Source organism: Streptomyces sp. NPDC047049 (assembly GCF_040643995.1).
In the GTDB taxonomy this organism is placed as follows: domain Bacteria; phylum Actinomycetota; class Actinomycetes; order Streptomycetales; family Streptomycetaceae; genus Streptomyces; species Streptomyces mooreae.
On record NZ_JBEYVM010000002.1, the window covers coordinates 111,521 to 134,574 of the forward strand.

24 protein-coding genes are annotated in these 23,054 nt (G+C 70.8%); 16 read left to right on the forward strand and 8 right to left on the reverse strand.

The window, feature by feature from the left end:
- Window positions 1-105 precede the first annotated feature (105 nt).
- From ABZ851_RS04600 to ABZ851_RS04615, 4 genes are read right to left on the reverse strand one after another with little or no spacing between them, the layout of a single operon-like run.
- Window positions 106-987 (reverse strand): ABC transporter permease, encoded by an 882-nt coding sequence (locus ABZ851_RS04600; protein WP_361122092.1) that lies wholly within the window; start codon window positions 985-987, stop codon window positions 106-108.
- Window positions 984-2,222: a betaine/proline/choline family ABC transporter ATP-binding protein gene (locus ABZ851_RS04605; protein WP_361122095.1), complete on the reverse strand. Its 1,239-nt coding sequence runs from the start codon at window positions 2,220-2,222 to the stop codon at window positions 984-986. Before ABZ851_RS04605 ends, ABZ851_RS04600 begins: the two co-directional genes overlap by 4 nt.
- On the reverse strand, window positions 2,215-2,862 hold the full coding sequence (locus ABZ851_RS04610; protein ID WP_361122098.1) for an ABC transporter permease: 648 nt from the start codon (window positions 2,860-2,862) through the stop codon (window positions 2,215-2,217). The genes ABZ851_RS04605 and ABZ851_RS04610 overlap by 8 nt, the downstream gene beginning before the upstream one ends.
- Window positions 2,863-2,875: 13 nt before the next feature.
- The gene (locus ABZ851_RS04615; RefSeq protein ID WP_086715635.1) at window positions 2,876-3,343 is read right to left on the reverse strand and encodes an Lrp/AsnC family transcriptional regulator; all 468 of its coding nucleotides are present in this window, start codon (window positions 3,341-3,343) and stop codon (window positions 2,876-2,878) included.
- A 129-nt stretch (window positions 3,344-3,472) separates the two neighbouring features.
- Between ABZ851_RS04615 and hppD the strand changes: the two genes are divergently transcribed.
- The 5 genes from hppD (at window position 3,473) to ABZ851_RS04640 (ending at window position 8,395) form a co-directional block, all read left to right on the forward strand.
- Window positions 3,473-4,633 (forward strand): 4-hydroxyphenylpyruvate dioxygenase, encoded by a 1,161-nt coding sequence (hppD, locus tag ABZ851_RS04620; RefSeq protein WP_361122101.1) that lies wholly within the window; start codon window positions 3,473-3,475, stop codon window positions 4,631-4,633.
- Window positions 4,634-4,754: 121 nt separating this feature from the next.
- Window positions 4,755-6,119 carry an FAD-linked oxidase C-terminal domain-containing protein gene (locus ABZ851_RS04625; RefSeq protein WP_361122104.1) on the forward strand — a complete coding sequence of 455 codons (1,365 nt, stop codon included), beginning with the start codon at window positions 4,755-4,757 and terminating at the stop codon, window positions 6,117-6,119.
- A gap of 72 nt (window positions 6,120-6,191) precedes the next feature.
- Complete coding sequence (locus ABZ851_RS04630) at window positions 6,192-6,515, forward strand: hypothetical protein (RefSeq protein ID WP_361122107.1); 324 nt, start codon at window positions 6,192-6,194, stop codon at window positions 6,513-6,515.
- A 9-nt stretch (window positions 6,516-6,524) separates the two neighbouring features.
- Window positions 6,525-6,818 carry a ribosomal protein L7/L12 gene (locus ABZ851_RS04635; protein WP_361122110.1) on the forward strand — a complete coding sequence of 98 codons (294 nt, stop codon included), beginning with the start codon at window positions 6,525-6,527 and terminating at the stop codon, window positions 6,816-6,818.
- A gap of 98 nt (window positions 6,819-6,916) precedes the next feature.
- Window positions 6,917-8,395 carry an NAD(P)/FAD-dependent oxidoreductase gene (locus ABZ851_RS04640; protein ID WP_361122113.1) on the forward strand — a complete coding sequence of 493 codons (1,479 nt, stop codon included), beginning with the start codon at window positions 6,917-6,919 and terminating at the stop codon, window positions 8,393-8,395.
- A 97-nt stretch (window positions 8,396-8,492) separates the two neighbouring features.
- On the opposite strand, the gene ABZ851_RS04645 is transcribed toward ABZ851_RS04640, so the two are convergent.
- Window positions 8,493-8,978, reverse strand: a complete 486-nt coding sequence (locus ABZ851_RS04645; protein ID WP_361122116.1) for an SsgA family sporulation/cell division regulator — start codon at window positions 8,976-8,978, stop codon at window positions 8,493-8,495.
- Between the two features lie 236 nt (window positions 8,979-9,214).
- Between ABZ851_RS04645 and ABZ851_RS04650 the strand changes: the two genes are divergently transcribed.
- Both ABZ851_RS04650 and ABZ851_RS04655 read left to right on the forward strand, forming a co-directional pair.
- Window positions 9,215-10,759: an RDD family protein gene (locus ABZ851_RS04650; protein ID WP_361122119.1), complete on the forward strand. Its 1,545-nt coding sequence runs from the start codon at window positions 9,215-9,217 to the stop codon at window positions 10,757-10,759.
- 117 nt (window positions 10,760-10,876) lie between these two features.
- On the forward strand, window positions 10,877-11,722 hold the full coding sequence (locus ABZ851_RS04655; RefSeq protein ID WP_361122122.1) for an RDD family protein: 846 nt from the start codon (window positions 10,877-10,879) through the stop codon (window positions 11,720-11,722).
- A 65-nt stretch (window positions 11,723-11,787) separates the two neighbouring features.
- Here ABZ851_RS04655 and ABZ851_RS04660 read toward each other — a convergent pair whose 3' ends face one another.
- Window positions 11,788-12,150: a hypothetical protein gene (locus ABZ851_RS04660; protein WP_361122126.1), complete on the reverse strand. Its 363-nt coding sequence runs from the start codon at window positions 12,148-12,150 to the stop codon at window positions 11,788-11,790.
- A gap of 399 nt (window positions 12,151-12,549) precedes the next feature.
- Here ABZ851_RS04660 and ABZ851_RS04665 point away from each other — a divergent pair, with 399 nt between their 5' ends.
- Together ABZ851_RS04665 and ABZ851_RS04670 are read left to right on the forward strand one after the other, a co-directional pair.
- A complete protein-coding gene (locus ABZ851_RS04665; protein WP_361122129.1) occupies window positions 12,550-14,940 on the forward strand; it encodes an immune inhibitor A domain-containing protein in 2,391 nt (796 codons plus the stop codon).
- A gap of 117 nt (window positions 14,941-15,057) precedes the next feature.
- On the forward strand, window positions 15,058-15,450 hold the full coding sequence (locus ABZ851_RS04670; protein ID WP_361122132.1) for a hypothetical protein: 393 nt from the start codon (window positions 15,058-15,060) through the stop codon (window positions 15,448-15,450).
- 63 nt (window positions 15,451-15,513) lie between these two features.
- Here ABZ851_RS04670 and ABZ851_RS04675 read toward each other — a convergent pair whose 3' ends face one another.
- Window positions 15,514-16,110, reverse strand: a complete 597-nt coding sequence (locus tag ABZ851_RS04675; protein ID WP_361122135.1) for an isochorismatase family protein — start codon at window positions 16,108-16,110, stop codon at window positions 15,514-15,516.
- Between the two features lie 134 nt (window positions 16,111-16,244).
- Entirely contained in the window at window positions 16,245-17,573 is a 1,329-nt protein-coding gene (locus tag ABZ851_RS04680) for a nicotinate phosphoribosyltransferase (protein ID WP_361122138.1), read from the reverse strand.
- Between the two features lie 176 nt (window positions 17,574-17,749).
- On the opposite strand from ABZ851_RS04680, the gene clpS reads away from it, so the two are divergent.
- From clpS to ABZ851_RS04715, 7 genes are all read left to right on the forward strand, one after another.
- Window positions 17,750-18,079 (forward strand): ATP-dependent Clp protease adapter ClpS, encoded by a 330-nt coding sequence (gene clpS / locus ABZ851_RS04685; protein ID WP_361123705.1) that lies wholly within the window; start codon window positions 17,750-17,752, stop codon window positions 18,077-18,079.
- Window positions 18,076-18,669 carry a DUF2017 domain-containing protein gene (locus tag ABZ851_RS04690; RefSeq protein ID WP_361122141.1) on the forward strand — a complete coding sequence of 198 codons (594 nt, stop codon included), beginning with the start codon at window positions 18,076-18,078 and terminating at the stop codon, window positions 18,667-18,669. The genes clpS and ABZ851_RS04690 overlap by 4 nt, the downstream gene beginning before the upstream one ends.
- 321 nt (window positions 18,670-18,990) lie before the next feature.
- Window positions 18,991-20,457 (forward strand): amino acid permease, encoded by a 1,467-nt coding sequence (locus ABZ851_RS04695; RefSeq protein WP_361122144.1) that lies wholly within the window; start codon window positions 18,991-18,993, stop codon window positions 20,455-20,457.
- A 104-nt stretch (window positions 20,458-20,561) separates the two neighbouring features.
- The gene (locus ABZ851_RS04700) at window positions 20,562-20,987 is read left to right on the forward strand and encodes a M67 family metallopeptidase (protein WP_088802074.1); all 426 of its coding nucleotides are present in this window, start codon (window positions 20,562-20,564) and stop codon (window positions 20,985-20,987) included.
- An 84-nt stretch (window positions 20,988-21,071) separates the two neighbouring features.
- On the forward strand, window positions 21,072-21,245 hold the full coding sequence (locus tag ABZ851_RS04705; protein ID WP_336053743.1) for a putative leader peptide: 174 nt from the start codon (window positions 21,072-21,074) through the stop codon (window positions 21,243-21,245).
- A 138-nt stretch (window positions 21,246-21,383) separates the two neighbouring features.
- The gene (locus ABZ851_RS04710) at window positions 21,384-21,662 is read left to right on the forward strand and encodes a MoaD/ThiS family protein (RefSeq protein WP_336053741.1); all 279 of its coding nucleotides are present in this window, start codon (window positions 21,384-21,386) and stop codon (window positions 21,660-21,662) included.
- A complete protein-coding gene (locus tag ABZ851_RS04715) occupies window positions 21,662-22,612 on the forward strand; it encodes a cysteine synthase (RefSeq protein ID WP_361122149.1) in 951 nt (316 codons plus the stop codon). Before ABZ851_RS04710 ends, ABZ851_RS04715 begins: the two co-directional genes overlap by 1 nt.
- Window positions 22,613-23,054: the final 442 nt, after the last annotated feature.

Consider the following 23,054-nt stretch of genomic DNA (forward strand, 5'->3'; position numbering starts at 1 on the left):
CGCTGACCAGGCCGCAGGAGCTGAGCACGGTGGCGAGCAGGACGACGAGGAAGCGGGCGCCCCGGCGTCTTCCGGGGCGGCGGGGGGCCTCACGCGGGGGAGTCCTCATGCCGTCGCCTCCAGTCCGCGCGGCCGCAGCAGCAGCTCGGCCAGCGACGCCAGCCATTCGACCAGCAGGGCCAGCGCCACGGTGAGCACCGAACCGAGGATCAGTACGGGCATGCGCTGGGTGACGATGCCCGCCGAGATCAGGTCACCGAGGCCGCCGCCGCCGCCGAAGGTGGCCAGCGTCGCGGTGCCGACGTTCAGCACCAGCGCGGTACGGACACCGGCCAGGATCAGCGGTACGGCGAGGGGGAGTTCGACCTTGGTGAGCACACCCGTGGGGGACATCCCGATGCCGCGGGCGGCCTCGGTCAGCGTCGGCTCGATGCCGCGCAGCCCGGCGATGGTGTTGGCGAGGACCGGCAGCACGGCGTAGATGACCATGCCGACGATCGCCGAACGGGGCCCGATGCCCAGCCAGATGACCAGCAGGATCAGCAGACCCAGCGCCGGGACGGCCTGCCCGAGGTTGGCGAAGGCCATGGCGACGGGGGTGGCCCGGCGCAGCTTGGACCGGGTCAGCGCGATGCCCAGCGGGATCGCGATGATCAGTACGAAGAAGGTGGAGATCGCGGTGAGATAGATGTGCTGCTTCAGCGCCAGCCACACCTTGCCGTTGTCGACCGCCTGATGGGCGATGGAGTCCAGGCGGGCGCCGCGGAACCACAGCCAGGTGGCGAGCAGTGCGAGGACCAGGAAGGCCGGCATGAAGGTCCACTTCTGCCAGCTGATCCGACGGCGCCCCTTGGCGGCGGACGGGACCGGCGCCTCACCGGCCGCGCCCTCCCGCTCCCGCATCTCGACGTCGTCCCGCAGCGCGAAGCCCTCGTGGTCGCTCGGGTGCTCACCGTGCCGCGGACTGCTCCCGTCGCGCGGGCTCATGCCTCCAGGCCTTCCTGTTCCAGCTGCGTCTGGCGGGCGCGCAGCTCCCGGAGCTGGTGCTGGTGCTCCAGGGCCTCCATCCGGTCCGCCTCCAGCAGTTCCTGGACGTTGTTCATCAGCGTCTCCATGTCGACCACGCCGATGTACTCGCCGCGCCGCCCGGTGACCGCGACCCGGCCGGCGCTGTCGGTGAGCACCGCCTCCAGCGCGTCGCGCAGCGTCGCGTCCCGGGTCACGGTGTGCTGTACCGGCGTCCCGGCCCGCGCCAGCGACTCCTTGGCCAGGGCCAGATCGGCGCGGCGCAGCCATTTGTACGGGCGGCGGTTGGGGTCCAGCAGCAGCAGTTCGTTGTGGGAGCCGGAGCGGACCTGGTCGAAGATGGACTCCAGCGGGTCGTCGGTCCGGGCGGTGGGGAAGTCGACCACGCCCACGTCCCGCACCCGGGTCAGGTTGAGCCGCTTGAGCGCCGCCCCGGCGCCCACGAAGCCGGAGACGAAGTCGTCGGACGGGTTGGTGAGGATGGCCTCGGGGGTGTCGAACTGGGCGATGTGCGAGCGCTCGCGGAGCACCGCGATCCGGTCGCCGATCTTGATGGCCTCGTCGAAGTCGTGGGTGACGAAGCAGATGGTCTTGTGCAGCTCGTGCTGGAGCCGGATCAGCTCGTCCTGGAGGTGGTCGCGGGTGATCGGGTCGACGGCGCCGAACGGCTCGTCCATCAGCAGGACGGGCGGGTCGGCGGCGAGGGCACGGGCCACCCCGACGCGCTGCTGCTGGCCGCCGGAGAGCTGGCGCGGATAGCGGCCGTGGAACTCGCGCGGGTCCAGGCCGACCAGGTCGAGCATCTCCTCGACCCGGTCCTTGGTCTTCGCCTGGGACCAGCCGATCATCTTCGGGACCAGGGCGATGTTCTGGGCGACGGTCATGTGCGGGAAGAGGCCGGACGCCTGGATGGCGTAGCCGATCTTGCGGCGCAGCTTGACCGGGTCCATGTCGGTGACGTCCTCGTCGCCGATCCGGATCCGTCCGGAGCTCGGTTCGATCAGCCTGTTGATCATCTTCAGGCAGGTGGACTTGCCGCAGCCCGAGGGCCCCACGAGGATCACGATCTCGCCGGCCTTGATCTCCATGTTGACGTTGTCCACCGCGGGGACGGGGTTCCCCTGGTAGATCTTCGTCAGGTTCTCCAGCTGGATGCTCGCACCGGAGGCGGCAGCGTTCTCGGGCGTCTCAGGCACGGATCCCCCTGGAGATGGTCAGGCGTCCGATCAGGACGTAGGCGGCGTCGAAGAGAAGGGCGAGGATGGCGATCCCGAGGGTGCCGGAGAGCACCTGGTTGAGGGAGTTGGCGCTGCCCAGCGAGGCGATCCCGCGGAAGATCTCGTTGCCCAGGCCGGGGCCGGAGGCGAACGCGGCGATGGCGGCGATGCCCATCAGCATCTGGGTGGCGACCCGGATGCCGGTGAGGATGGGCGGCCAGGCCAGCGGCAGTTCCACGCGGAAGAGCCGGGCGGCGCGGGACATCCCGATGCCGTTGGCCGCGTCGACCAGGTCCGGATCCACCCCGCGCAGCCCGACGATGGCGTTGCGGACCACCGGCAGCAGCCCGTACAGGGTCAGCGCGATCACCGTCGGGGGGACGCCCAGGCCGACGATCGGGATCAGCAGACCGATCAGGGCCAGGGACGGGATGGTCAGGATGGTGGCGGTCGACGTGGTGGCGAGGTTGCCCGCCCATTCGCTGCGGTAGGTCACCACGCCGATGAAGACGCCCAGCAGGGTGGCCAGCACCATGCACTGGAAGACGGCGCTGGCGTGCTGATACGTGTCCGTCAGCAGCTGGGCGTGCCGGGTGCCGACGTACTCCCAGAAGCTCACTCGGTCTCCTCGGTCAGTCTGCCGATGCCTGTTTCACCAGCGGGACGATCCGCAACGGAACCGGATTTTCCATGACGATTGCCGTCGATGCCCGCACGATCCCATCAAAGCCCACAACCCGGTCGATCACCCGCTGTAGATCGGCGTTGGACCGAGCGACGAGCCTGCAGAGCATGTCCCCGTGTCCGGTCGTTGTATGCAGCTCCAGCACCTCGGGAACGGTCGTCAAGTGAGCACGTACGTCGTTTCCTTGCCCTTGTTTGATCTCCAGCGTCGCGAATGCGGTCACCGGATACCCGAGGGCCGCCGGGTCCACATCCGGCCCGAAGCCCCGGATCACTCCATTCGACTGAAGCCGGTCGAGCCTGGCCTGGACCGTCCCGCGGGCCACCCCCAGCCGCCGGGACGCCTCCAGCACGCCGATCCGCGGCTCCTCGGCGAGCAGTTCCAGCAGCGCCCCGTCCAAATGATCGATCGCCATCGTTCGTACCGCCCTTGGTGATGGTCATCATGTACAGATAGCCGGGCGACTTCGCCCTTTCGCTATGCATAATGCCCAGAAGATTCGCGAACTATTGCGCACCTTGTGGATCGGGGGGACTCTGCGAACATGGCAGACACCACGATGCACACCCGGACCCAGACCACGGCCCCCGACACGGCCCGGCAGGCGGACCCCTTCCCGGTCAAGGGGATGGACGCGGTCGTCTTCGCCGTCGGGAACGCCAAGCAGGCCGCGCACTACTACTCGACCGCCTTCGGGATGCAGCGCGTCGCCTACTCCGGCCCGGAGAACGGCAGCCGCGAGACCGCGAGTTATGTGCTCGAATCCGGCGGCGCCCGGTTCGTGTTCACCTCCGTCGTCAAGCCCACGACCGAGTGGGGCCGCTTCCTCGCCGACCATGTCGCGGCGCACGGCGACGGCGTCATCGACCTCGCCATCGAGGTCCCGGACGCCCGCGCCGCCTACGAGCACGCGGTCGCCCACGGCGCCACCGGCCTGGAGAAGCCGCACGAGGTCCGCGACGAGCACGGCACCGTCGTCCTGGCGGCCATCGCCACGTACGGCAAGACCCGGCACACCCTCGTCGAGCGTTCCGGCTACGACGGCCCCTACCTGCCCGGCTTCGTCGCCGCCGAGCCGCTGGTGGCGCCCGGCCCGCGCCGCTTCCAGGCCATCGACCACTGCGTCGGCAACGTCGAACTCGGCAGGATGAACGAGTGGGTGGCCTTCTACAACGACGTCATGGGCTTCACCAACATGAAGGAGTTCGTGGGCGACGACATCGCCACCGAATACAGCGCCCTGATGTCGAAGGTCGTCGCGGACGGCACGCTCAAGGTCAAGTTCCCGATCAACGAGCCCGCGATCGCGAAGAAGAAGTCGCAGATCGACGAGTACCTGGAGTTCTACGGCGGCCCCGGCGTCCAGCACATCGCGCTGGCCACCAATGACATCGTCGCCAGCGTCCGGGCGATGCGCGCCGCCGGCGTCGAATTCCTCAACACCCCCGATTCCTACTACGACACCCTCGGCGAGTGGGCCGGCGAGACCCGGGTGCCCGTGGAAACGCTCCGTGAGCTGAAGATCCTGGTCGACCGGGACGAGGACGGCTATCTGCTGCAGATCTTCACCAAGCCGGTCCAGGACCGGCCGACGGTGTTCTTCGAAATGATCGAGCGGCACGGCTCCATGGGCTTCGGCAAGGGCAACTTCAAGGCGCTCTTCGAGGCGATCGAGCGGGAGCAGGAGCGGCGCGGCAATCTCTGACACGTGAGGCGTCGCCCGGCCCGGTGGCCGGTGCGGGCACGGGCCACCGGCCGTACGGTGGCCCGGTGCCCGGCCGTCCGGTGATCTTCCGTGTACGGCCCATCGATGCGAGGCTGAGGGTATGGACCTCATCGCACGTCTGCGCGCCGGGCTCCCGGGGGAAGCGATTCTCACCGACCCCGAGGTGACCGGCTCCTACGCCAACGACATGGCGAGCTTCTGCGAGGCCGGGACGCCCGCCGTGGTCGTGCTGCCGCGCACCGTCGAGCAGGTCCAGCACATCATGCGGACGGCCTCCGAGCTGCGGGTCCCGGTCGTCCCGCAGGGCGCGCGCACGGGGCTTTCGGGCGCCGCCAACGCCTCCGACGGCTGCCTGGTGCTCTCGCTGGTCAAGATGGACCGGATCCTCGAGATCAACCCCGTCGACCGGATCGCGGTGGTCGAACCCGGGGTCATCAACGCCGTGCTGTCCCGCGCGGTGAACGAGCACGGCCTCTACTACCCGCCCGACCCCTCCAGTTGGGAGCAGTGCTCGATCGGCGGGAACATCGGCACCGCCTCCGGCGGCCTGTGCTGCGTCAAATACGGCGTCACCGCCGAGTACGTCCTCGGCCTGGACGTCGTCCTCGCCGACGGGCGGCTGCTGACGACCGGCCGGCGCACCGCCAAGGGCGTCGCGGGCTACGACCTCACCCGGCTGTTCGTCGGCTCCGAGGGCAGCCTGGGCATCGTCGTACGCGCCGTGCTCGCCCTCAAGCCGGAGCCGCCCGCGCAGCTGGCGCTGGCCGCCGAGTTCCCCTCCACCGCGGCCGCCTGCGAGGCGGTCTGCGAGATCATGGCCCGCGGCCACGCCCCGTCGCTGCTGGAGCTGATGGACCGTACGAGCATCCGCGCGGTCAACGCCATGGCGCGGATGGGACTCCCGGACAGCACCGAGGCGCTGCTGCTGGCCGCCTTCGACACCCCCGATCCGGCCGCCGACCTCGCCGCCGTCGGCGCGCTGTGCACCGCCGCCGGCGCCACCGAGGTGGTGCCCGCCGAGACCGCCGCCGAGTCCGACCTGCTGCTGCAGGCCCGCCGGCTGACCCTGACCGCGCTGGAGCGGGTCAAATCCGCCACGATGATCGACGATGTGTGCGTACCGCGCTCCCGGCTCGCCGAACTGCTCGACGGCACCGCCGCCATCGCCGAGAAGTACGACCTGACCATCGGTGTCTGCGCGCACGCGGGGGACGGCAACACCCACCCCACGGTCTGCTTCGACGCCGCGGACGCCGACGAGTCCCGCCGGGCCCGGGAGTCCTTCGACGCCATCATGGCGCTCGGCCTGCAACTGGGCGGCACCATCACCGGTGAGCACGGCGTCGGCGTCCTGAAGAAGGAGTGGCTGGCGCGCGAACTGGGGCCGGTGGGCCTGGAGTTGCAGCGCGGCATCAAGGGCGTCTTCGACCCGCTGGGAATCCTCAACCCCGGAAAGCTCTTCTGAAGCACCCGCGCCCCGCCGGCCCGGCCGGGACCGGGATGTACAGGGCGGGGAGAGGGACGGTTGACTTCACCCATGACGATCAACGATCCGCACCGACCCGGCGAGGGCATGGTCACCTTCCGGGTGACCGGGAAGGGCGTCGACGACCTCACCTACGCCGTCCAGGCGCCGGGTGACTCCGGGGGCGAACAGCAGGTGGTCCGGCCCGGGTTGCCGTGGTTCGTGGTGACCGACGCACGGGGCGTGGGCGCGATGCCGATGCTCACCCTCACCCTCGAAGGACCGGACGCCTACGCCGAATGCGAGATCCTCACGGACGGCGCACCGGCCGTCCGGGGCAGCGTGCACGGCCCCGCGGCGACTGCCGTGTTCATGGCACGTGCCGCCGCCTCGTAGAGTTCCGGCATGGATTACGCACCCCTCGTAGCAGCAGTTTTCCTCCTCATCGGGGCCGCCGGCTTCGCCAGAGGGAGTGACCTGCGGGCCAAGCGGCAGGACCTGCGGCTCCAGCGGCTGGAACGCAAGGTGGACCTGCTGCTCGCACAGGCCGGGATCGTCGAGCCGGAGGACCCCAGGATGGCCGAGCTGGACGCCCTGCTGGCACAGGGGAAGAAGATCCAGGCGATCAAGGTGCACCGCGAGGTGACCGGCTCCGGACTCGCCGAGGCCAAGGAAGCGGTCGAACGCCGGATGCGCTGACGGCCCGTTGGGCAGAGGATGGCCAGAAGGACCCGCCGGGCCCACCGGGCCCTCACGTCCACCGGGCCCCCTCATGCCCACGCAGGAAGCGAGAGCCGATGGCAGCGACCGAAGCGAACCGAGCCGCTGATGAGGCGTATGACGTCATCGTGCTGGGGGCGGGGCCGACCGGCGAGAACGTCGCCGACCGGGCGCACGCCGCCGGGCTGAGCGCGGTGGTCGTGGAGAGCGAACTCGTCGGCGGCGAGTGCTCCTACTGGGCGTGTATGCCCAGCAAGGCCCTGCTGCGCCCGGTCGCCGCCCGCGCCGAGGCCCGCCGGGTCCCCGGCCTCAAGGAGGCCGCTGACGTGCCCCTGGACGTACCGGCGGTGCTCGCCCACCGCGACGAGTTCGTCTCCTACTGGAAGGACGACGGACAGGTCCGCTGGCTGGACTCGTCCGGCATCGACCTGGTGCGCGGCCACGGCCGGCTCGCCGGACCCCGGCGGGTGGTCGTCGACGGCGGACGGGTGCTCACCGCCCGGCACGCGGTCGCGGTGTGCACCGGCAGCCGCGCGGTGCTGCCCCCCGTCCCCGGGCTCGCCGAGGCCCGGCCCTGGACCAGCCGCGAGGCCACCAGCGCCAAGGCCGTACCGGGCCGTCTGGTGGTGGTCGGCGGCGGCGTGGTGGGCGTCGAGATGGCCACCGCCTGGCGGGCCCTGGGCTCCTCCGTGACGCTGCTGGTACGCGGCGACGGGCTGCTGCCCCGTATGGAGCCGTTCGCCGGCCACCTGGTCGCCGAATCGCTCGCCGAGGCCGGGGTCTTCCTGCGGACCGGCGTCGAGGTGCGCGAGGTACGCCGGGAAGCCCCGGGCGGCCCCGTCACCGTGCTGCTGGACTCTCCCCCTGGGCCTGGCGGCCCGGGAGGTGCCCCCAGGGACGAGATCGTCGCCGACGAGCTGCTGATCGCCACCGGCCGGGCCCCGCGCACCGAGGACATCGGCCTGGACACGGTCGGCCTGACCCCCGGCTCCTGGCTGGACGTCGACGACAGCCTCCGGGTGACGGGCGTGACCGGCGGCTGGCTCTACGGCGTCGGCGACGTCAACCACCGCGCCCTCCTGACCCACCAGGGCAAATACCAGGCCAGGATCGCCGGCGCCGCCATCTCCGCGCGCGCCCGGGGCGTCCCGATCCTGGAGTCCGACCGCTGGGGCGCGCACGCCGCCACCGCCGACCGTCTCGCCGTCCCCCAGGTCATCTTCACCGACCCCGAAGCCGCCTCGGTGGGCCTGACCGCCGCCGCGGCGGAGCAGGCCGGATACCGCATCCGGGTGGTCGACCAGGACCTGGCGGCCGTCGCCGGGGCGTCCCTGTACGCGGACGGCTACCGCGGCCGCGCCCGGATGGTCGTCGACCTGGACCGCGAGGTGCTGCTCGGCGCCACCTTCGTCGGCTCCGGGATCGCGGAGCTGCTGCACTCCGCGACGGTCGCGGTGGCCGGCGAGGTCCCCCTCGAACGGCTGTGGCACGCGGTGCCCTCCTACCCGACGATCAGCGAGGTCTGGCTGCGGCTGCTGGAGGCCTACCGCGGCTGAGCACGGCGCCCGCGCCGGGCCGCGGCGGCCGGGCGCCGTCCGCAACCCGGCCCCGGCGCGCCCCCGTTGGCCCACGTGGCAGCGGCCGCGCCACCCCTTACGCCCCGGGCTCGGGCGACTCCTCCGAGGGCCGGGGGCCGCCCGGCCGCTGCTCCTCCGCCGCCTCCGTCGGCGCCATGGCGAGCAGTTCGCTCAGTCCTTTGTCGAGGTCCAGATGCCCCTGCTCGGCCCCCGGCGGCACCACCCGCAACGTGCGCGCCAGCCATGCCGAGACCGCGGGGGCCGGTGTCTCCAGCAGCGCCCGGCCGTCCGGCGAGTCCAGCTCGATGCAGACCAGGCTGCGCCCGTCGAGCTTGGTCGGCCACACCCGTACGTCGCCGTCACCGCACGGCCGGAACACGCCCTCGACGAGCAGTTCGCGGGCGAAGGTCCACCGGACCGGGGAGTGGGAACCGATATGGAACGCCACATGCACGGCGTACGGGTCGTCCGTCCGGTACGTCAGCCGGGCCGGGACCGGAACACTCCGCTCCGGTGACAGGACCAGGCCCAGCTCCAGCTCTCGCTCCACCACGGTGTGCATGACGTCCGCCTCTCCTCGCGCCCGCGGGCACCCGGTACCGGGCCCGCACACAGGAGAGAGGCGCCGTGCGCCGGACCATTACACGACTTCGTACAACTTTTTTCCCGCGCCTCTTCCAGGTGGTCGTGGGCGGGCACGGGGATGAGCGCGACCGGGGTCTGATAGATGTGGACGCCGCCTTGCGGCAGACTGCACCCCACACCCACCAGGCCGAGTACAGATACGGGACTTCGGACATGAGCGCCCCTACCTCAGGATCCGCCGGCGGTAGCCCCACGCCAGGCTTCTACCCGGACCCGTCCATCCCCGGCTACATCCGGTACTGGAACGGTGCCGCATGGGTGCCGGGCACCAGCCGGCCCGCCCCCGCCGAGGGCGAGGCGATGCCCGCACCGCCGCCCGGTGTGGCCCCGGCGGCTTCCCCCGCCGTCGAGGAGACCGGACCGGTGTTCTTCGACGAGGAGGGGCCGGCCGGCGGCTCCTCGGTGCCGGCCGTACGCCAGAGCGGCGAGGTCGAGGCCCGGCCCGCGGCCGGCTGGGACGACCCGGCCCGGCTGCACGGCGCCGGCCCCGAACCGGCGGCCTCCTGGCAGGCCGACGCCTCCCGGCAGGGCGGCTACGGCGCCGAGACCGACCGCCGGATCTCCTGGGGCTCACCGGACCAGGCGCCCGCCGGTACTCCGTCGGGCGCCGCTCCCTGGGGCGGGGTGCCGCCACAGCGCGAGCAGGGCGGCGACGGGGCCCCGGCCGGCGAGGCGCCCGGCGCGTCCTCGCCCGCGCGGACCGAGGGCCCGTCCGACGGGACCGTCGCCATCCGGGCCGTGAACCCGGCCGCCCGCCGCGGCAACACCTCCGCGGACCAGGGCACCACCGCGATCCGTGCGGTACGGCCCGGCGCCGCACAGCCCGCCAAGGGCGGCGAGACCATGGCGATCCGTGTCGCGGGCGGCGGCCGTACCCCGACCCCGTCCGCCGCGCCCGCTGACGCCTCCCCGCAGTCGCTGCCGTCCGTCGGCAAGGGACAGCAGGACCGCCCGGCGCCGCAGCAGACCCCGGGTCCCGCCCCGCAGCACCAGGCCGCACAGCACCAGGCCGCCCCGCAGGCCCCGCAGCACCAGGCGTCCCCGGGCCCGCAGACCCCCGGCCCGCAGGCTTCCGCCCCCTCGGCCGGCTTCCCGGCGCAGGGCGGCGGCGCACCGGCCGGATCCGGCGCGCAGGGCGCCGACGCCGACGGTGTCATCCCCTGGAAGCCGCCGGCCGCCGCCGATCCGTTCTCGGCTCTGGCCCAGGCCGCGCAGGGCCACCCGGCCGGGCTCGGCCGCAGGCTGGCGGCCCGGCTGATCGACACGCTGGTGCTGGGGGCGCTCACCGCCGCGGTGGCCGTTCCCATGTGGAGCACCGTCACGGACCACATCGACGCCAAGGTCGAGGCGGCCAAGCAGTCCGGCCGCCAGATGACGGTCTATCTGATCGACGGCACCACCATCCCGGTCTTCGCCACGATCCTGGCCGTCCTGCTGCTCGGCGGTGCGCTCTACGAGGTGCTGCCGACCCTCAAGTGGGGCCGCACCCTGGGCAAGAAGCTGTGCGGCGTACGGGTCCTGGACATCGAGAGCCATGACACCCCGGCCCTCGGGGCGGCGCTGCGGCGCTGGTTCGTCTACGGCGTCCTCGGCGTGCTCGTCGTCGGCGTGCTGAACGTCCTGTGGTGCCTGTTCGACCGGCCGTGGCGCCAGTGCTGGCACGACAAGGCCGCGCGGACGTTCGTCGCCTCCGGCTGAGGCTCCTGGGGCCTGTCTCCACAGCGCCGCCCGCCGCGCCGCCCGCCCGGCCGGTAGCCGTCCCCCGAACGGACTTCGCCGGATGCGGCGGGCCGCGACAAGGGGTCGACTCGGGCCATGAGTACCGACCAGCCCCGGCCCGGTTCCGGTGAGCCGCCGGAGGACGACCCGTTCCTGAAGAAGCCGCAGGAGCCCCCGGCGGGCGGCGCTCCCCGTAACAGCTCGCCCCGCGAGAACGGCGCCCAGCGCAACCACGCTCCGCGCGGCAACGGTACGGGCGGCAACGGTACGGGCGCCGGTGAGGGCGGCGCGCCGCCCCCGGGAGGCCCGCCGCCGGGTGGGACCCCGCCGCCGGGCGGCACCCCGCCCCCGGGCGGTACCCCGCCGCCCTACGCGGGCGCCCCGTACGGCAGCGGCCCGTATGCCGGTGACCCCTACGGCGGGCAGCCCGGCCCGGCCGACCCGCTGGCCGGTATGCCGCCGTTGGCGAACCGCGGGCGCCGGCTCGTGGCGCGCATCATCGACGCGATCATCATCGGGGTGCCGGTATCCGTGATCATGACGCTGATCGTCGGCGGGGTGGACTACTTCAGTACCGACAGCGTGGAGGCCGGCAGGCAGTCGACGGTATCGGGCGTCACCATGCTGGCGTATCTCATCTACGAAGGGCTGATGCTCTCCAGCCGCGGCCAGACCCTCGGCAAGATGGCGATGAAGATCCGGGTGGCGATGCTCTCGAACGGCTCGATCCCCACCGCGCAGGCGGGCTGGACCCGGGCCGCGGTCTATACGCTGCCGGAGATCGTGCCGTGCTGCGGCTTTATCTTCTGGCTGGTCAACGTCCTGTGGTGTACCTGGGACCAGCCGTATCACCAGTGTCTGCACGACAAGGCGGCGAAAACCGTGGTGGTGTCCACCCAGACACCGGCACAGACACCGATGGCCGGAACTCCCTCGGCGTGAGTGCCCGCCGCGGTGTGGGCGCGCGCCCCGGCGCGAGGGTGCGCCTCAGCGCGGGAGTACCCGCCTCAGCGTGAGTGCTCGCCGATCCGGCTGTCCGTGGCGGCGGCGGCCGGTTCGGCGCAGCGGCCCCAGGGGACGCGGGGGGATGAGGCCGCCGCGGGCGTCAGAGGCCCGGGCGGCGTCGGTACGGCCTGGGGCGGGGCGGGCGCGGCGGGTGCCTCGTCCCGTACGAGATGCCGGCGGACCACCCGCGGCACCCCGGGCATCGGGACCGTCATGGCGACCAGCAGTCCGAGCCCGAGCCCGGCGATGGCGATGACCGCGACCCCGATCCCGGTCTGCGTCTGCGAGAGCAGCAGCATCGCGAGGGTGGAGAGAAAGACGGTGGCCGAACCGTAGGCGAGCTGTGCGGGGGTCGGACGAGGCATGGCGGAATCCGTCCTCGGAGGGTCGGCAGGGGGTCTCGGTCAAGGGCGCGCCATCAAGCGAGGCTACGGTCCTTACTGCCCGAACGGAACGCCAGGTAAGCGTGACCTAACCCACGGTCCCGGTGCACAGGGGGCGCACAACACCGGCGCCCGTGTGGATGCCCCGTGCCGTCATGGCTGTTGGGGACGGGGGCGCATGCCCGGCAGGCATATACACCGGGCCTCTGCCCAACGAGGGGGCGCCCGGAACGACGCCGCCGCGCGGTGTCCGATAGCCGCAACTCGCGAGCCGAGTAACGTACTTCGCTGACGTGGCCAAGTCAAGATCTGTCTTTTTCCCCGTACTTCCGGTCGAATGCCGTCGAACAGTGACCGGTTCGAAGGGGAGGACAGCGCCAAGTGAGAGACAACAGAACGGTGTTCAGATCGGCCGCCCTGGCCACGGCAATTGCCGCGATCGGGGCGGCCGCTTTGTCTTCGGGGGTGGCCGCGGCCGACGCGCAGGGACCCTCGCCCGTGGCCAGGCGCCATGACCCGGCCCCCGAGCGGACCGTGGACCACGACCTCAAGGGCCCGTTCAGCGACCGGCAGGCGGCCGAGCGCAAGGAAGCGCTCCAGCAGGTCATCTCCGGTGACGCCAAGGCGTTCGTGCGGGGCGGTTCCAAGGTCGTCAAGCTCGGCAAGAGCAAGTACGTCGAGCTCGCCCGGCAGAAGACCGACAAGATCTTCACGATCCTCGTGGACTTCGGCGACAAGGTCGACGACACCACGATGTTCGACCCGGACGGCGACGGCCCCAAGCCGCCGGTGAAGAAGTACGGCGGGGACCCCGGCCCGGCGCACAACAAGATAGCCGAGCCGGACCGTGCCACGGACAACAGCACGGCCTGGCAGAAGGACTTCAGTCAGAAGCACTTCCAGGACCTCTACTTCTCGCACGACAAGAAGAAGCAGTCGCTGGCCAAGTACTACGAGAAGCAGTCCTCCGGCCGCTACTCGGTCGCCGGCGAGGTCTCCGACTGGGTCAAGGTCGACGCGAACGAGGCCCGCTACGGCTCCAACTACTGCGGCCAGCACAACTGCAACAACGTCTGGGACCTGGTCCGCGACGGCGTCAACCAGTGGGCCAAGGACCAGAAGGCCAAGGGCCGCACCGACGCCCAGATCAAGGCCGACCTCGCCAAGTACGACCAGTGGGACCGCTACGACCACGACGGCGACGGCAACTTCAACGAGCCCGACGGCTACATCGACCACTTCCAGATCGTGCACGCCGGTGAGGACGAGTCCGCCGGCGGCGGCGTCCAGAAGACCGATGCTCTCTGGGCACACCGCTGGTACGCCTACGGCACCGACGCGGGCAAGACCGGCCCGGGGGCCAACAAGGCGGGCGGCACCCAGATCGGCGACACCGGGATCTGGGTCGGCGACTACACGATGCAGCCGGAGAACGGCGGACTCGGCGTCTTCGCCCATGAGTACGGTCACGACCTGGGCCTGCCGGACGAGTACGACACCTCCGGCACCGGCGAATCCTCCGTGGACTTCTGGTCGTTGATGTCGGGCGGCTCCTGGCTCGGCACCGGCAAGGACAGCATCGGCGACCTGCCCGGTGACATGAGCGCCTGGGACAAGCTGCAGCTGGGCTGGCTCAACTACGGCAAGGCGAAGGCCGCGTCCAAGTCCTCGTACAAGCTGGGCGTCGCGGAGTACAACACCAGGAACAAGCAGGCCGTGGTCGTCACCCTGCCGGCCAAGAAGGTCACGACCGAGGTCGTCCAGCCCGCCGAGGGCTCGCACCAGTGGTGGAGCGGCAGGGGCGACGACCTGAAGAACACCCTGTCCCGGCAGGTGGACCTCACCGGTAAGTCCAAGGCGTCCCTGGGCCTCAAGGGCTGGTGGGACATCGAGAAGGACTACGACTACCTCTACGCCGAGGTCTCGACCGACGGCGGCAACAACTGGACCGCGCTGGAAGGCACCGCGGGCGGCAAGGCCATCCCGCGCGACGGCAGCGACAAGCCCGCCCTGACCGGCACCGTCGCCGCCTACCAGGACCTCGCCTACCCGCTGGACGCCTACGCGGGCAAGAAGATCGACCTGCGCTTCCGCTACCAGACCGACGGCGGCACCAGCGGCAAGGGCTTCGCGGCCGACACCGTCAGCGTGACCGCCGACGGCAAGCCGCTGTTCAGCGACAACGCCGAGAGCGGCGACAACGGCTGGACCAGCAAGGGCTTCTCGCGCATCGGCGCGTCCTTCACCAAGGACTACCCGCAGTACTACATCGCCGAGAACCGCCAGTACGTGTCGTACGACAAGACCCTCAAGGTCGGCCCGTACAACTTCGGCTGGACCACCGCCAAGCCGAGCTGGGTGGAGCACTTCCCGTACCAGAACGGCGTGCTGATCTGGCTGTGGGACACCTCGCAGCCGGACAACAACGTCGGCCAGCACCCCGGCCACGGGCAGATCCTGCCGGTCGACGCGCACCCCAAGGCCGAGCACTGGGCCGACGGCAAGCTGATGCGCAACCGCTTCCAGAGCTACGACTCGACCTTCACGCGGTTCCCGACCGACGCGCTGACCCTGCACCGGGACGGCAAGCCGGTCACGATCACCTCGAAGAAGGGCGTGACGCTCTTCGACGACCGGCACGGCGTCTACTACGACAAGGCCAACCCGACCGGTGGTGTGATCGTCCCTGACACCAACACCCGGATCAAGATCTCCAAGGAGGCCCGGGACGGCTCCGCGGTGACGCTTCAGGTCGGCCCTGCTGGTAAGTAAAAGGTAAAACGGCAGGTCAATGGCTATGCGGCCGCCGCCCCCTAGCGGGCGGCGGCCGATTCGCGTTTAGATGCGTTCTACAGTTCCTTATTGACGCGAAGTCTCACGGGGGGAGATATGACGATGTCCGGTGGCGGTTTCACCAGGCTTCCCGGCGGAAGCGTGGTGGTCGCCCTGTCGCTGCCCAGGCCGCCCCACGGTGCGCGGGGCGGCCTCTACGACTGCGGATGCCGGGTGCGGGTCCTGGTCCATGCCGCGAACCGCCAGCGCGCCCTGACCAGGCTGCGCAACCTCGGCCTGCGCGCCGTCTACCTGCGCGGCAACACCAAGCCGCCCACACCCGACGAGGTCACGGCCGTCCTGCACCATCCGGACGGCCTGGTCTGGCGCGAGGCCCCGGAGGACGACACCGAGTCGTGGCACCCCATACGGGCGCTGCTGCGGAACCCGGCCCGCCCGCTGCGGGAGGAGGGCCCGGACGACGACGACCGCCCGGCCTCGGCCGCCTGACGGGCCCCGCGAACGGCTGAAGGGCGTGTCCTGGACCGGTCCGGCTGATCCAGGACACGCCCTTCAGCCGCCGAGGACCACCGGCTTGCCGGTCAGCTCGGCGCCGGCCGCCCGCAGCTCCTGAAGCGCCCGCTCGGTGGTGTGCGCGGCCACCCCGGCGGTCAGGTCCAGCAGGACATGGGTGCGCAGCCCGGCGCGGAGCGCGTCCAGCGCGGTGGCCCGTACGCAGTGATCGGTGGCGATGCCGACCACGTCGACCTCGGTGACCCGGTGTGCGTGCAGCCAGTCGGCGAGCGGGGTGCCGTTCTCGTCCGCGCCCTCGAAACCGCTGTAGGCGCCGGTGTGGGCGCCCTTGCCGAAGACCGCGTCGATGGCGCCGGAGGCGAGCGCCGGGGCGAAATTGGGGTGGAAGCCGCTGCCTTCGGTGCCGGCCACGCAGTGCACCGGCCAGGAGGTCTCGTAGTCGGGGGTGGCGGAGAAGTGGTCGCCGGGATCGATGTGGTGATCCCGGGTGGCCACGACATGGCGGTAGCAGCCGCCGGCCGTCTGGCCGATCAGATCGGTGATCGCCGCCGCCACATCCGCACCTCCCGCCACCGCGAGGCTGCCGCCCTCGCAGAAGTCGTTCTGCACATCAACGACGATCAATGCCCGGTGCATGGTGCGTGCCTTCCGGCTGGAATCGGGGGAGGGGCGCGGAGCGGGGTGGTGTGACCGAGGGTAGCCACTGGAGGGGGATTGCGGGAGTGGTGCGGAGCCCGGCGGTGCGGCGGATGCCGGGCGCCGCGCGGTCGTCAGACGTACTCGGTCGCCAGCACCGGCTCACCGCGGGAGAGCTGGGTCGCCGACAGCGGCAGCCGGTCGCGGGCGGCGATGTGCCGGGCGCGGGCGGCGTCCAGCGGCTCGCGGGCCACCACCGTGCCGGCGCTCACCAGCGGTACCAGCAGCTGCCGGTCGGCCAGCTCCGCCGGGACGGTGCCGGTGCCGATGACCTCGGCGGTGGCCACCCCGTCCTCGTCCAGCCGGCGCGCGGCCCATTTACGGCCGCCGAGCGAGCTCTTGGCGCCCATCGACTTCTTCGCGACCGGCCGCAGCGGGGCGCCCGGCTCCTCGCTGTCGGCGCGGGCGACCAGCTTGTAGACCATCGAGCAGGTCGGGTGGCCGCTGCCGGTCACCAGCTGGGTGCCGACGCCGTACGCGTCCACCGGCGCGGCGGCCAGCGAGGCGATGGCGTACTCGTCCAGATCGCTGGTGACCACGATCTTGGTCTTGGTGGCGCCCAGCTCGTCGAGCTGCTGGCGCACCCGGTGGGCGATCAGCAGCAGATCGCCGGAGTCGATCCGGACGGCGCCGAGACCCGGTCCGGCCACCTCCACCGCGGTGCGCACCGCCTCGGCGACGTCGAAGGTGTCCACGAGCAGGGTCGTCCCGCTGCCCAGGCTGTCGACCTGCGCGGTGAAGGCGTCCCGCTCGGTGTCGTGCAGCAGGGTGAAGGCGTGCGCGCTGGTGCCCACGGTGGGGATGCCGTAGCGGAAGCCGGCCGCCAGGTCGGAGGTGGTGTGGAAGCCGCCGACGTAGGCGGCGCGGGACGCGGCCACCGCGCCGAGCTCATGGGTGCGCCGGGCACCCATCTCCATCAGCGGACGGGTGCCGGCCGCCACCGACATCCGGGAGGCGGCCGCGGCCACCGCGGAGTCGTGGTTGAGGATCGAGAGGATCACCGTCTCCAGGAGGACCGCCTCGGCGAAGGTGCCCTCGACGCGCATGAGAGGGGAGCCGGGAAAGTAGACCTCGCCCTCCGGGTAGCCCCAGATGTCGCCGCGGAAACGGAAGCCGGCCAGCCACTCCAGGGTCGGCTCGTCGAGGATGGCGCGCTCGCGCAGGAAGCCGAGGATCGTCTCGTCGAAGCGGAAGTTCTCCACCGCGTCCAGCACCCGGCCGGTGCCGCCCACCACGCCGTAGCGGCGGCCCTCGGGCAGCCGGCGGGTGAAGACCTCGAAGACCGACCGCCGGTCCGCGGTGCCGGACCGCAACGCGGCCTGCAGCATGGTGAGTTCGTACTGGTCGGTGAAGAGCGCAGTCGACGGCACGGCCACCGGCAGCCCCAGGTCTGCTGTGTTCATGGGGACGATGCTACCCCCAATACTCGTCACTTTGACGATAGTGCTCCGGGGGCGACAAAAGACCGCCCGCGGGTGCCGGGTGCCCCTCGCCGACGCGGCCCGCGTGAGGGGCATTTGTGCGTCGCCCGCCCCCGGGTGGCAGCATGGGGCCTGTGAGCGCCCACCCGTCACCCACGATCACGCTCCGGCCGCATCGCTGCACCCTCAGTGTCCCGGTCGAGACCGAGCGCCCCCAGTCGAGCGAGGCCCCCTTCGAGGTCCCCGAACCCGACGTCCCGTGGGTCACGATCGTCCACAACGACCCGGTCAACCTCATGAGCTACGTCTCGTACGTGTTCCAGTCGTACTTCGGCTACTCCAAGGGCAAGGCGCACCAGTTGATGCTCGACGTCCATCACAAGGGACGCGCGGTGGTCTCCAGCGGCAGCCGCGAGGAAATGGAGCGCGACGTGCAGGCCATGCACGGCTACGGCCTGTGGGCGACCCTTCAGCAGGACCGCCGATGACCGGGCACTTCGAGCCGCAGCCCGGCGGCGGCGCCGTCGTCCCCCTCGACGAGGTCGAGATCTCCATCCTGCGCAGCCTCGCCGTCCAGCTGATGGAGCTGATCGGTCCGGGCGAGGCGGCCGGGGAGAGCGAGAGCGACGACCTGCTGGCGTCGATCTTCAACGACGGCCCCAGCGAGCCGCCCGCCGACCCGGTGCTGGCCCGACTCTTCCCCGACGCCTACGGCGGACCCGACCTCGTCCCCGACGACGATGTGCGCGCCGCCTCCGCCGAATTCCGCCGCTACACCGAGAACGATCTGCGCGCGCGCAAGCGTGAGGACGCCCTGGCGCTGATCCGCGCGCTGGACGGCCTGGCGCCCGCCGGTGACAGTGCGCTGCTCCGCCTCGACGCCGGTGAGTGCCGGCAGTGGCTGGGAGCCCTCAACGACCTCAGGCTGGCCATCGGAACCCGGCTTGAAGTCACCGATGAAGAAGATGGCGGAGAACTGCTGCGGCTCCCGGACAGCGATCCGCGCAAGCCGATGGTGATGGCATACCTCTGGCTCGGCGGGCTCCAGGAGACGCTTGTGGACTCTCTGATGGGCTGAAAACAGGGCGTTCCACCCCTGTTGTTACCGCTGTGTTCGCTCAGCGGATGCTCAAATCCGGATAACGATCGCATCACCTCGGCCATGTGAATTGCCGCACTTCAGGGCCCTTGTCCGCTTTCTCTCGTGGTTTGATTCACGCCATCCCTAGGCGGTCCGAGAGACGCCGTGATACATGTTCACGACCTGCCGTGAGCGACGCCACCCCTGTCGCCGCGGGAGCGCTACTGCCGGCCGACCGTCGGCGTGCAGGAACTCCATCCGGGGGATCGGGATCCGATCCGGACAGACCGGGTCGGTATGGAGAAAGGCGCACCACACATGACCTCTGTGCAGGTCGACAAGCAGCAAGACGGCGATGAGGCAGCTGGGACGGCCCCCGAAGAGGGCTATCAGCGGGGTCTGGGAAACCGTCAGATCCAGATGATCGCCATTGGCGGCGCCATCGGTACCGGACTCTTCCTCGGAGCCGGCAAGGCGATCTCGATGGCAGGGCCGAGCATCATCCTCGCCTACGCCATCGTCGGTCTGGTCATTTTCTTCATCATGCGGGCCCTGGGCGAGCTGCTCATGTACCGCCCCGTCTCCGGGTCGTTCTCGGAGTACGGACGGGAATTCCTCGGCCCCTTCATCGGCTTCGTGACCGGCTGGACGTACTGGCTGTTCTGGGTCGTCACCGGCATCACGGAAGTGACCGCCGCCGCCACGTACGTGCAGTACTGGAACAAGGGCATACCGCAATGGGCCGCGGCCCTCGTCTTCACCTGCGCGCTCTTCGGCATCAACCTGATCTCCGTGAAGATCTTCGGTGAGCTGGAATTCTGGTTCTCGATGGTCAAGGTCACCGCGATCATCGGCATGATCCTGATCGGCCTCGGCGTGATCACCCTCGGCTTCTCCGACGCCGGTGACACCGCCTCCTTCACCAACCTGTGGTCCCACGGCGGCTTCTTCCCCAAGGGCATCGGCGGCACGCTGATGACGCTGCAGATCGTGATGTTCGCCTTCCTCGCCGTCGAGCTCGTCGGCGTGACCGCGGGCGAGGCGACCAACCCGAAGAAGGTCCTGCCCAAGGCGATCAACACTGTGCCGTGGCGGATCGGCCTCTTCTACATCGGTGCGCTGATCATCATCCTGTCGGTCGTCAGCTGGACGGTCTTCAAGCCGGGCGTCAGCCCCTTCGTCGCCGCCTTCCAGCAGATCGGCCTGCCGGCCGGTGCCGGCATCGTCAACTTCGTCGTGCTGACCGCCGCGCTCTCCTCGGCCAACTCCGGTATGTACTCCACCGGCCGGATGCTGCGCGACCTCGCGCTCAACGGCCAGGGCCCGAAGTTCTTCACCAAGCTCAGCAAGAACGGCCTGCCCACCTGGGGCACCGGCGTCTCGGTCGCGATGATGCTCTTCGGCGTCTACATCAATTACCAGTGGCCCGGCGAGGCGTTCAACTACGTCGTCTCCTTCGCCACCATCTCCGGTATGTGGGCGTGGATCGTCATCCTGGCCTCGCAGCTGCGCTACCGCGCCAAGGCGAACCGCGGCGAGCTGCCGCAGTCCGAGTTCAAGGCCCCCGGCAGCCCCTACACCTCGGTCTTCGCGCTGGCCTTCATCGCCATGGTGATCGTGATGATGGGCGTCGACAAGGACGCCCGGATCTCGCTCTACGCGGCTCCCGTGTGGGCGCTCATCCTGGGCGTGGGCTACCTCTGCATCAAGCGGCGGGACGCGGCGAACGGCCTGACGGCCGGCGCGGCGCCGCAGGACGCCTCCGCCAAGGACACCAACGGCTGAGTCCCCACCCGGACGGAACGGGGCACATCCCCTCCGCGTCCAGCATGCGGGCCCGCTCGTACCACTCTTCGGTACGCGCGGGCCCGCTGTTTATTCTTGGCGCCATGCTGACCCTCACCAAGGCGCTCTTCGACCAGATCGTCGAGCACTCCCGCCAGGACCACCCCGACGAGGCCTGCGGCGTGATCGCCGGCCCGGCGGGCAGCGGCCGCCCCGAGCGGTTCATCCCGATGCTGAACGCCGCCCGGTCGCCGACGTTCTACGAATTCGACTCCGCCGACCTGCTCAAGCTCTACCGCGAGATGGACGACCGGGACGAGGAGCCGGTGATCATCTACCACTCGCACACCGCCACCGAGGCCTACCCCTCGCGCACCGACATCTCCTACGCGAACGAGCCCGGCGCCCACTATGTCCTGGTCTCCACCGCCGACACCGACGATGCCGGGCCCTTCCAGTTCCGCTCGTACCGGATCGTGGACGGCGCGGTCACCGAGGAAGAAGTCGAGGTCGTGGCGGCCTACTCCTGAGGCCGTCCCACCTGGTGTACACCAATCGTCCGCATGATGGGACGAGGTTCCAATACCCGGACCGGGAATCGATACGATGACCGCATGGTTGACCACGACGTGAGCGAGAAGAGGCCGGGCATGCTGCTGCTCGCTCCGCTCGCCATACGTCGCTCCGCAACCGCACTGCTGGGCGCGTTCGGCTGCGGAGCCGCACGGCTGCACGTCGATCTGTGCCGCCTTTCCAGCGCCATCTGTCCGCGCTGCGCCGCCGCCTGAGCCGGCCCGCCAGGGCGCGCGGCGCGCGCCGCCCACAGCCCCGCACTTCCGGCGTCACCCGACGCCCTCCCGGCACGCCGTAACGCCGTGCACCCGGGACGCACCGCCCCGCCACCGCATCTGGACAGGAGCACTCCCATGGCCATCGAGGTCCGAATCCCCACCATCCTGCGCACCTACACCGACGGCGAGAAGGCCGTCGAGGGCAGCGGAGAGACCCTTGCCGACCTCTTCACCGACCTGGAGAGCCGGCACACCGGCATCCGCGAGCGCCTGGTCGAGGGCGAGCAGCTGCGCCGCTTCGTGAACGTCTACCTCAACGACGAGGACGTCCGCTTCCTCGAAGGCATCTCCACCAAGCTCGCCGACGGCGACAGCGTGACGATCCTTCCGGCGGTGGCCGGGGGCATGCGCTGATGCGGTACGACTCGCCGCTGGCGGCGGTCGGGAACACCCCTCTCGTCCGCCTGCCGCGCCTGTCGCCCTCCGACGACGTCCGCATCTGGGCGAAGCTGGAGGACCGCAACCCCACGGGCTCGGTCAAGGACCGGCCCGCGCTGCACATGATCGAACAGGCCGAGAAGGACGGCCGGCTCACCCCCGGCTGCACCATCCTCGAACCCACCAGCGGCAACACCGGCATCTCGCTCGCCATGGCGGCCAGGCTCAAGGGCTACCGCATCGTGTGCGTCATGCCGGAGAACACCTCCTCCGAGCGGCGCGAACTGCTGGCCATGTGGGGCGCCGAGATCATCTCCTCACCCGCGGCGGGCGGCTCCAACACGGCCGTCCGGGTGGCCAAGGAGCTGTCCGCCGAGCACCCCGACTGGGTGATGCTCTACCAGTACGGGAACCCCGACAACGCCGGTGCGCACTACGCCACCACCGGCCCCGAGATCCTCGCCGACCTCCCCTCCGTGACCCATTTCGTGGCCGGTCTGGGCACCACCGGCACGCTCATGGGCGTCGGCCGCTATCTGCGCGAGCACGTTCCCGGCGTCCGGATCGTCGCCGCCGAGCCGCGCTACGACGATGTGGTCTACGGTCTGCGCAACCTCGACGAGGGCTTCATCCCGGAGCTCTACGACGAATCCGTGCTCACCACCCGCTTCTCGGTGGGCTCCCACGACGCGGTCCGCCGCACCCGTGAACTCCTCGCGGAGGAGGGCATCTTCGCGGGCATCTCCACCGGCGCGGCGCTGCACGCGGCGATCGGCGTCGGCAACAAGGCCGTCAAGGCGGGGGAGAGCGCCGACATCGTCTTCGTCGTCGCCGACGGCGGCTGGAAGTACCTCTCCACCGGCGTCTACACCGCCGAGTCCACGGAAGCGGCGATCAAAACGCTGCACGGCCAGCTCTGGGCGTAGTCGCCCGCCGGCGGGTCAGCGGGACCGGCCGGAGGAGTCGCAGGAGCGGGCCGTGCGCGCCGGGCCCGGTACGTATCCGCCGTCGTGGCTTCCTGCCGCGGCGGCGGGCTTTCTCCCGGGGCGCGGCGGCAGGGTTTTCCCGGGGCGCGCCGGTACGGCCTTCCGGGGCGCGCGTCGCACCACCTCCTGGGGGCGCACAGGCGGGGGCAGGGGCGTACGGGCGTACGGGGCGACAGCCCAGACTGGTGATTCCGCCCACAGCTCGCCCCGCCGGAGGAGCTACCGGCCCCTTTGCGCCTTACGCTCGGGGGCACCGCACCGACCGCCGAGGACCCGGCATCACCCGGCAAGGACCCGCCGGGAATCCCGGCATGGACCCTTCCCCGAGCCCTTGGGCGTTCGAGCTGGGAAGACCGCTATACCGCCGCCCCCGCCACGGAGG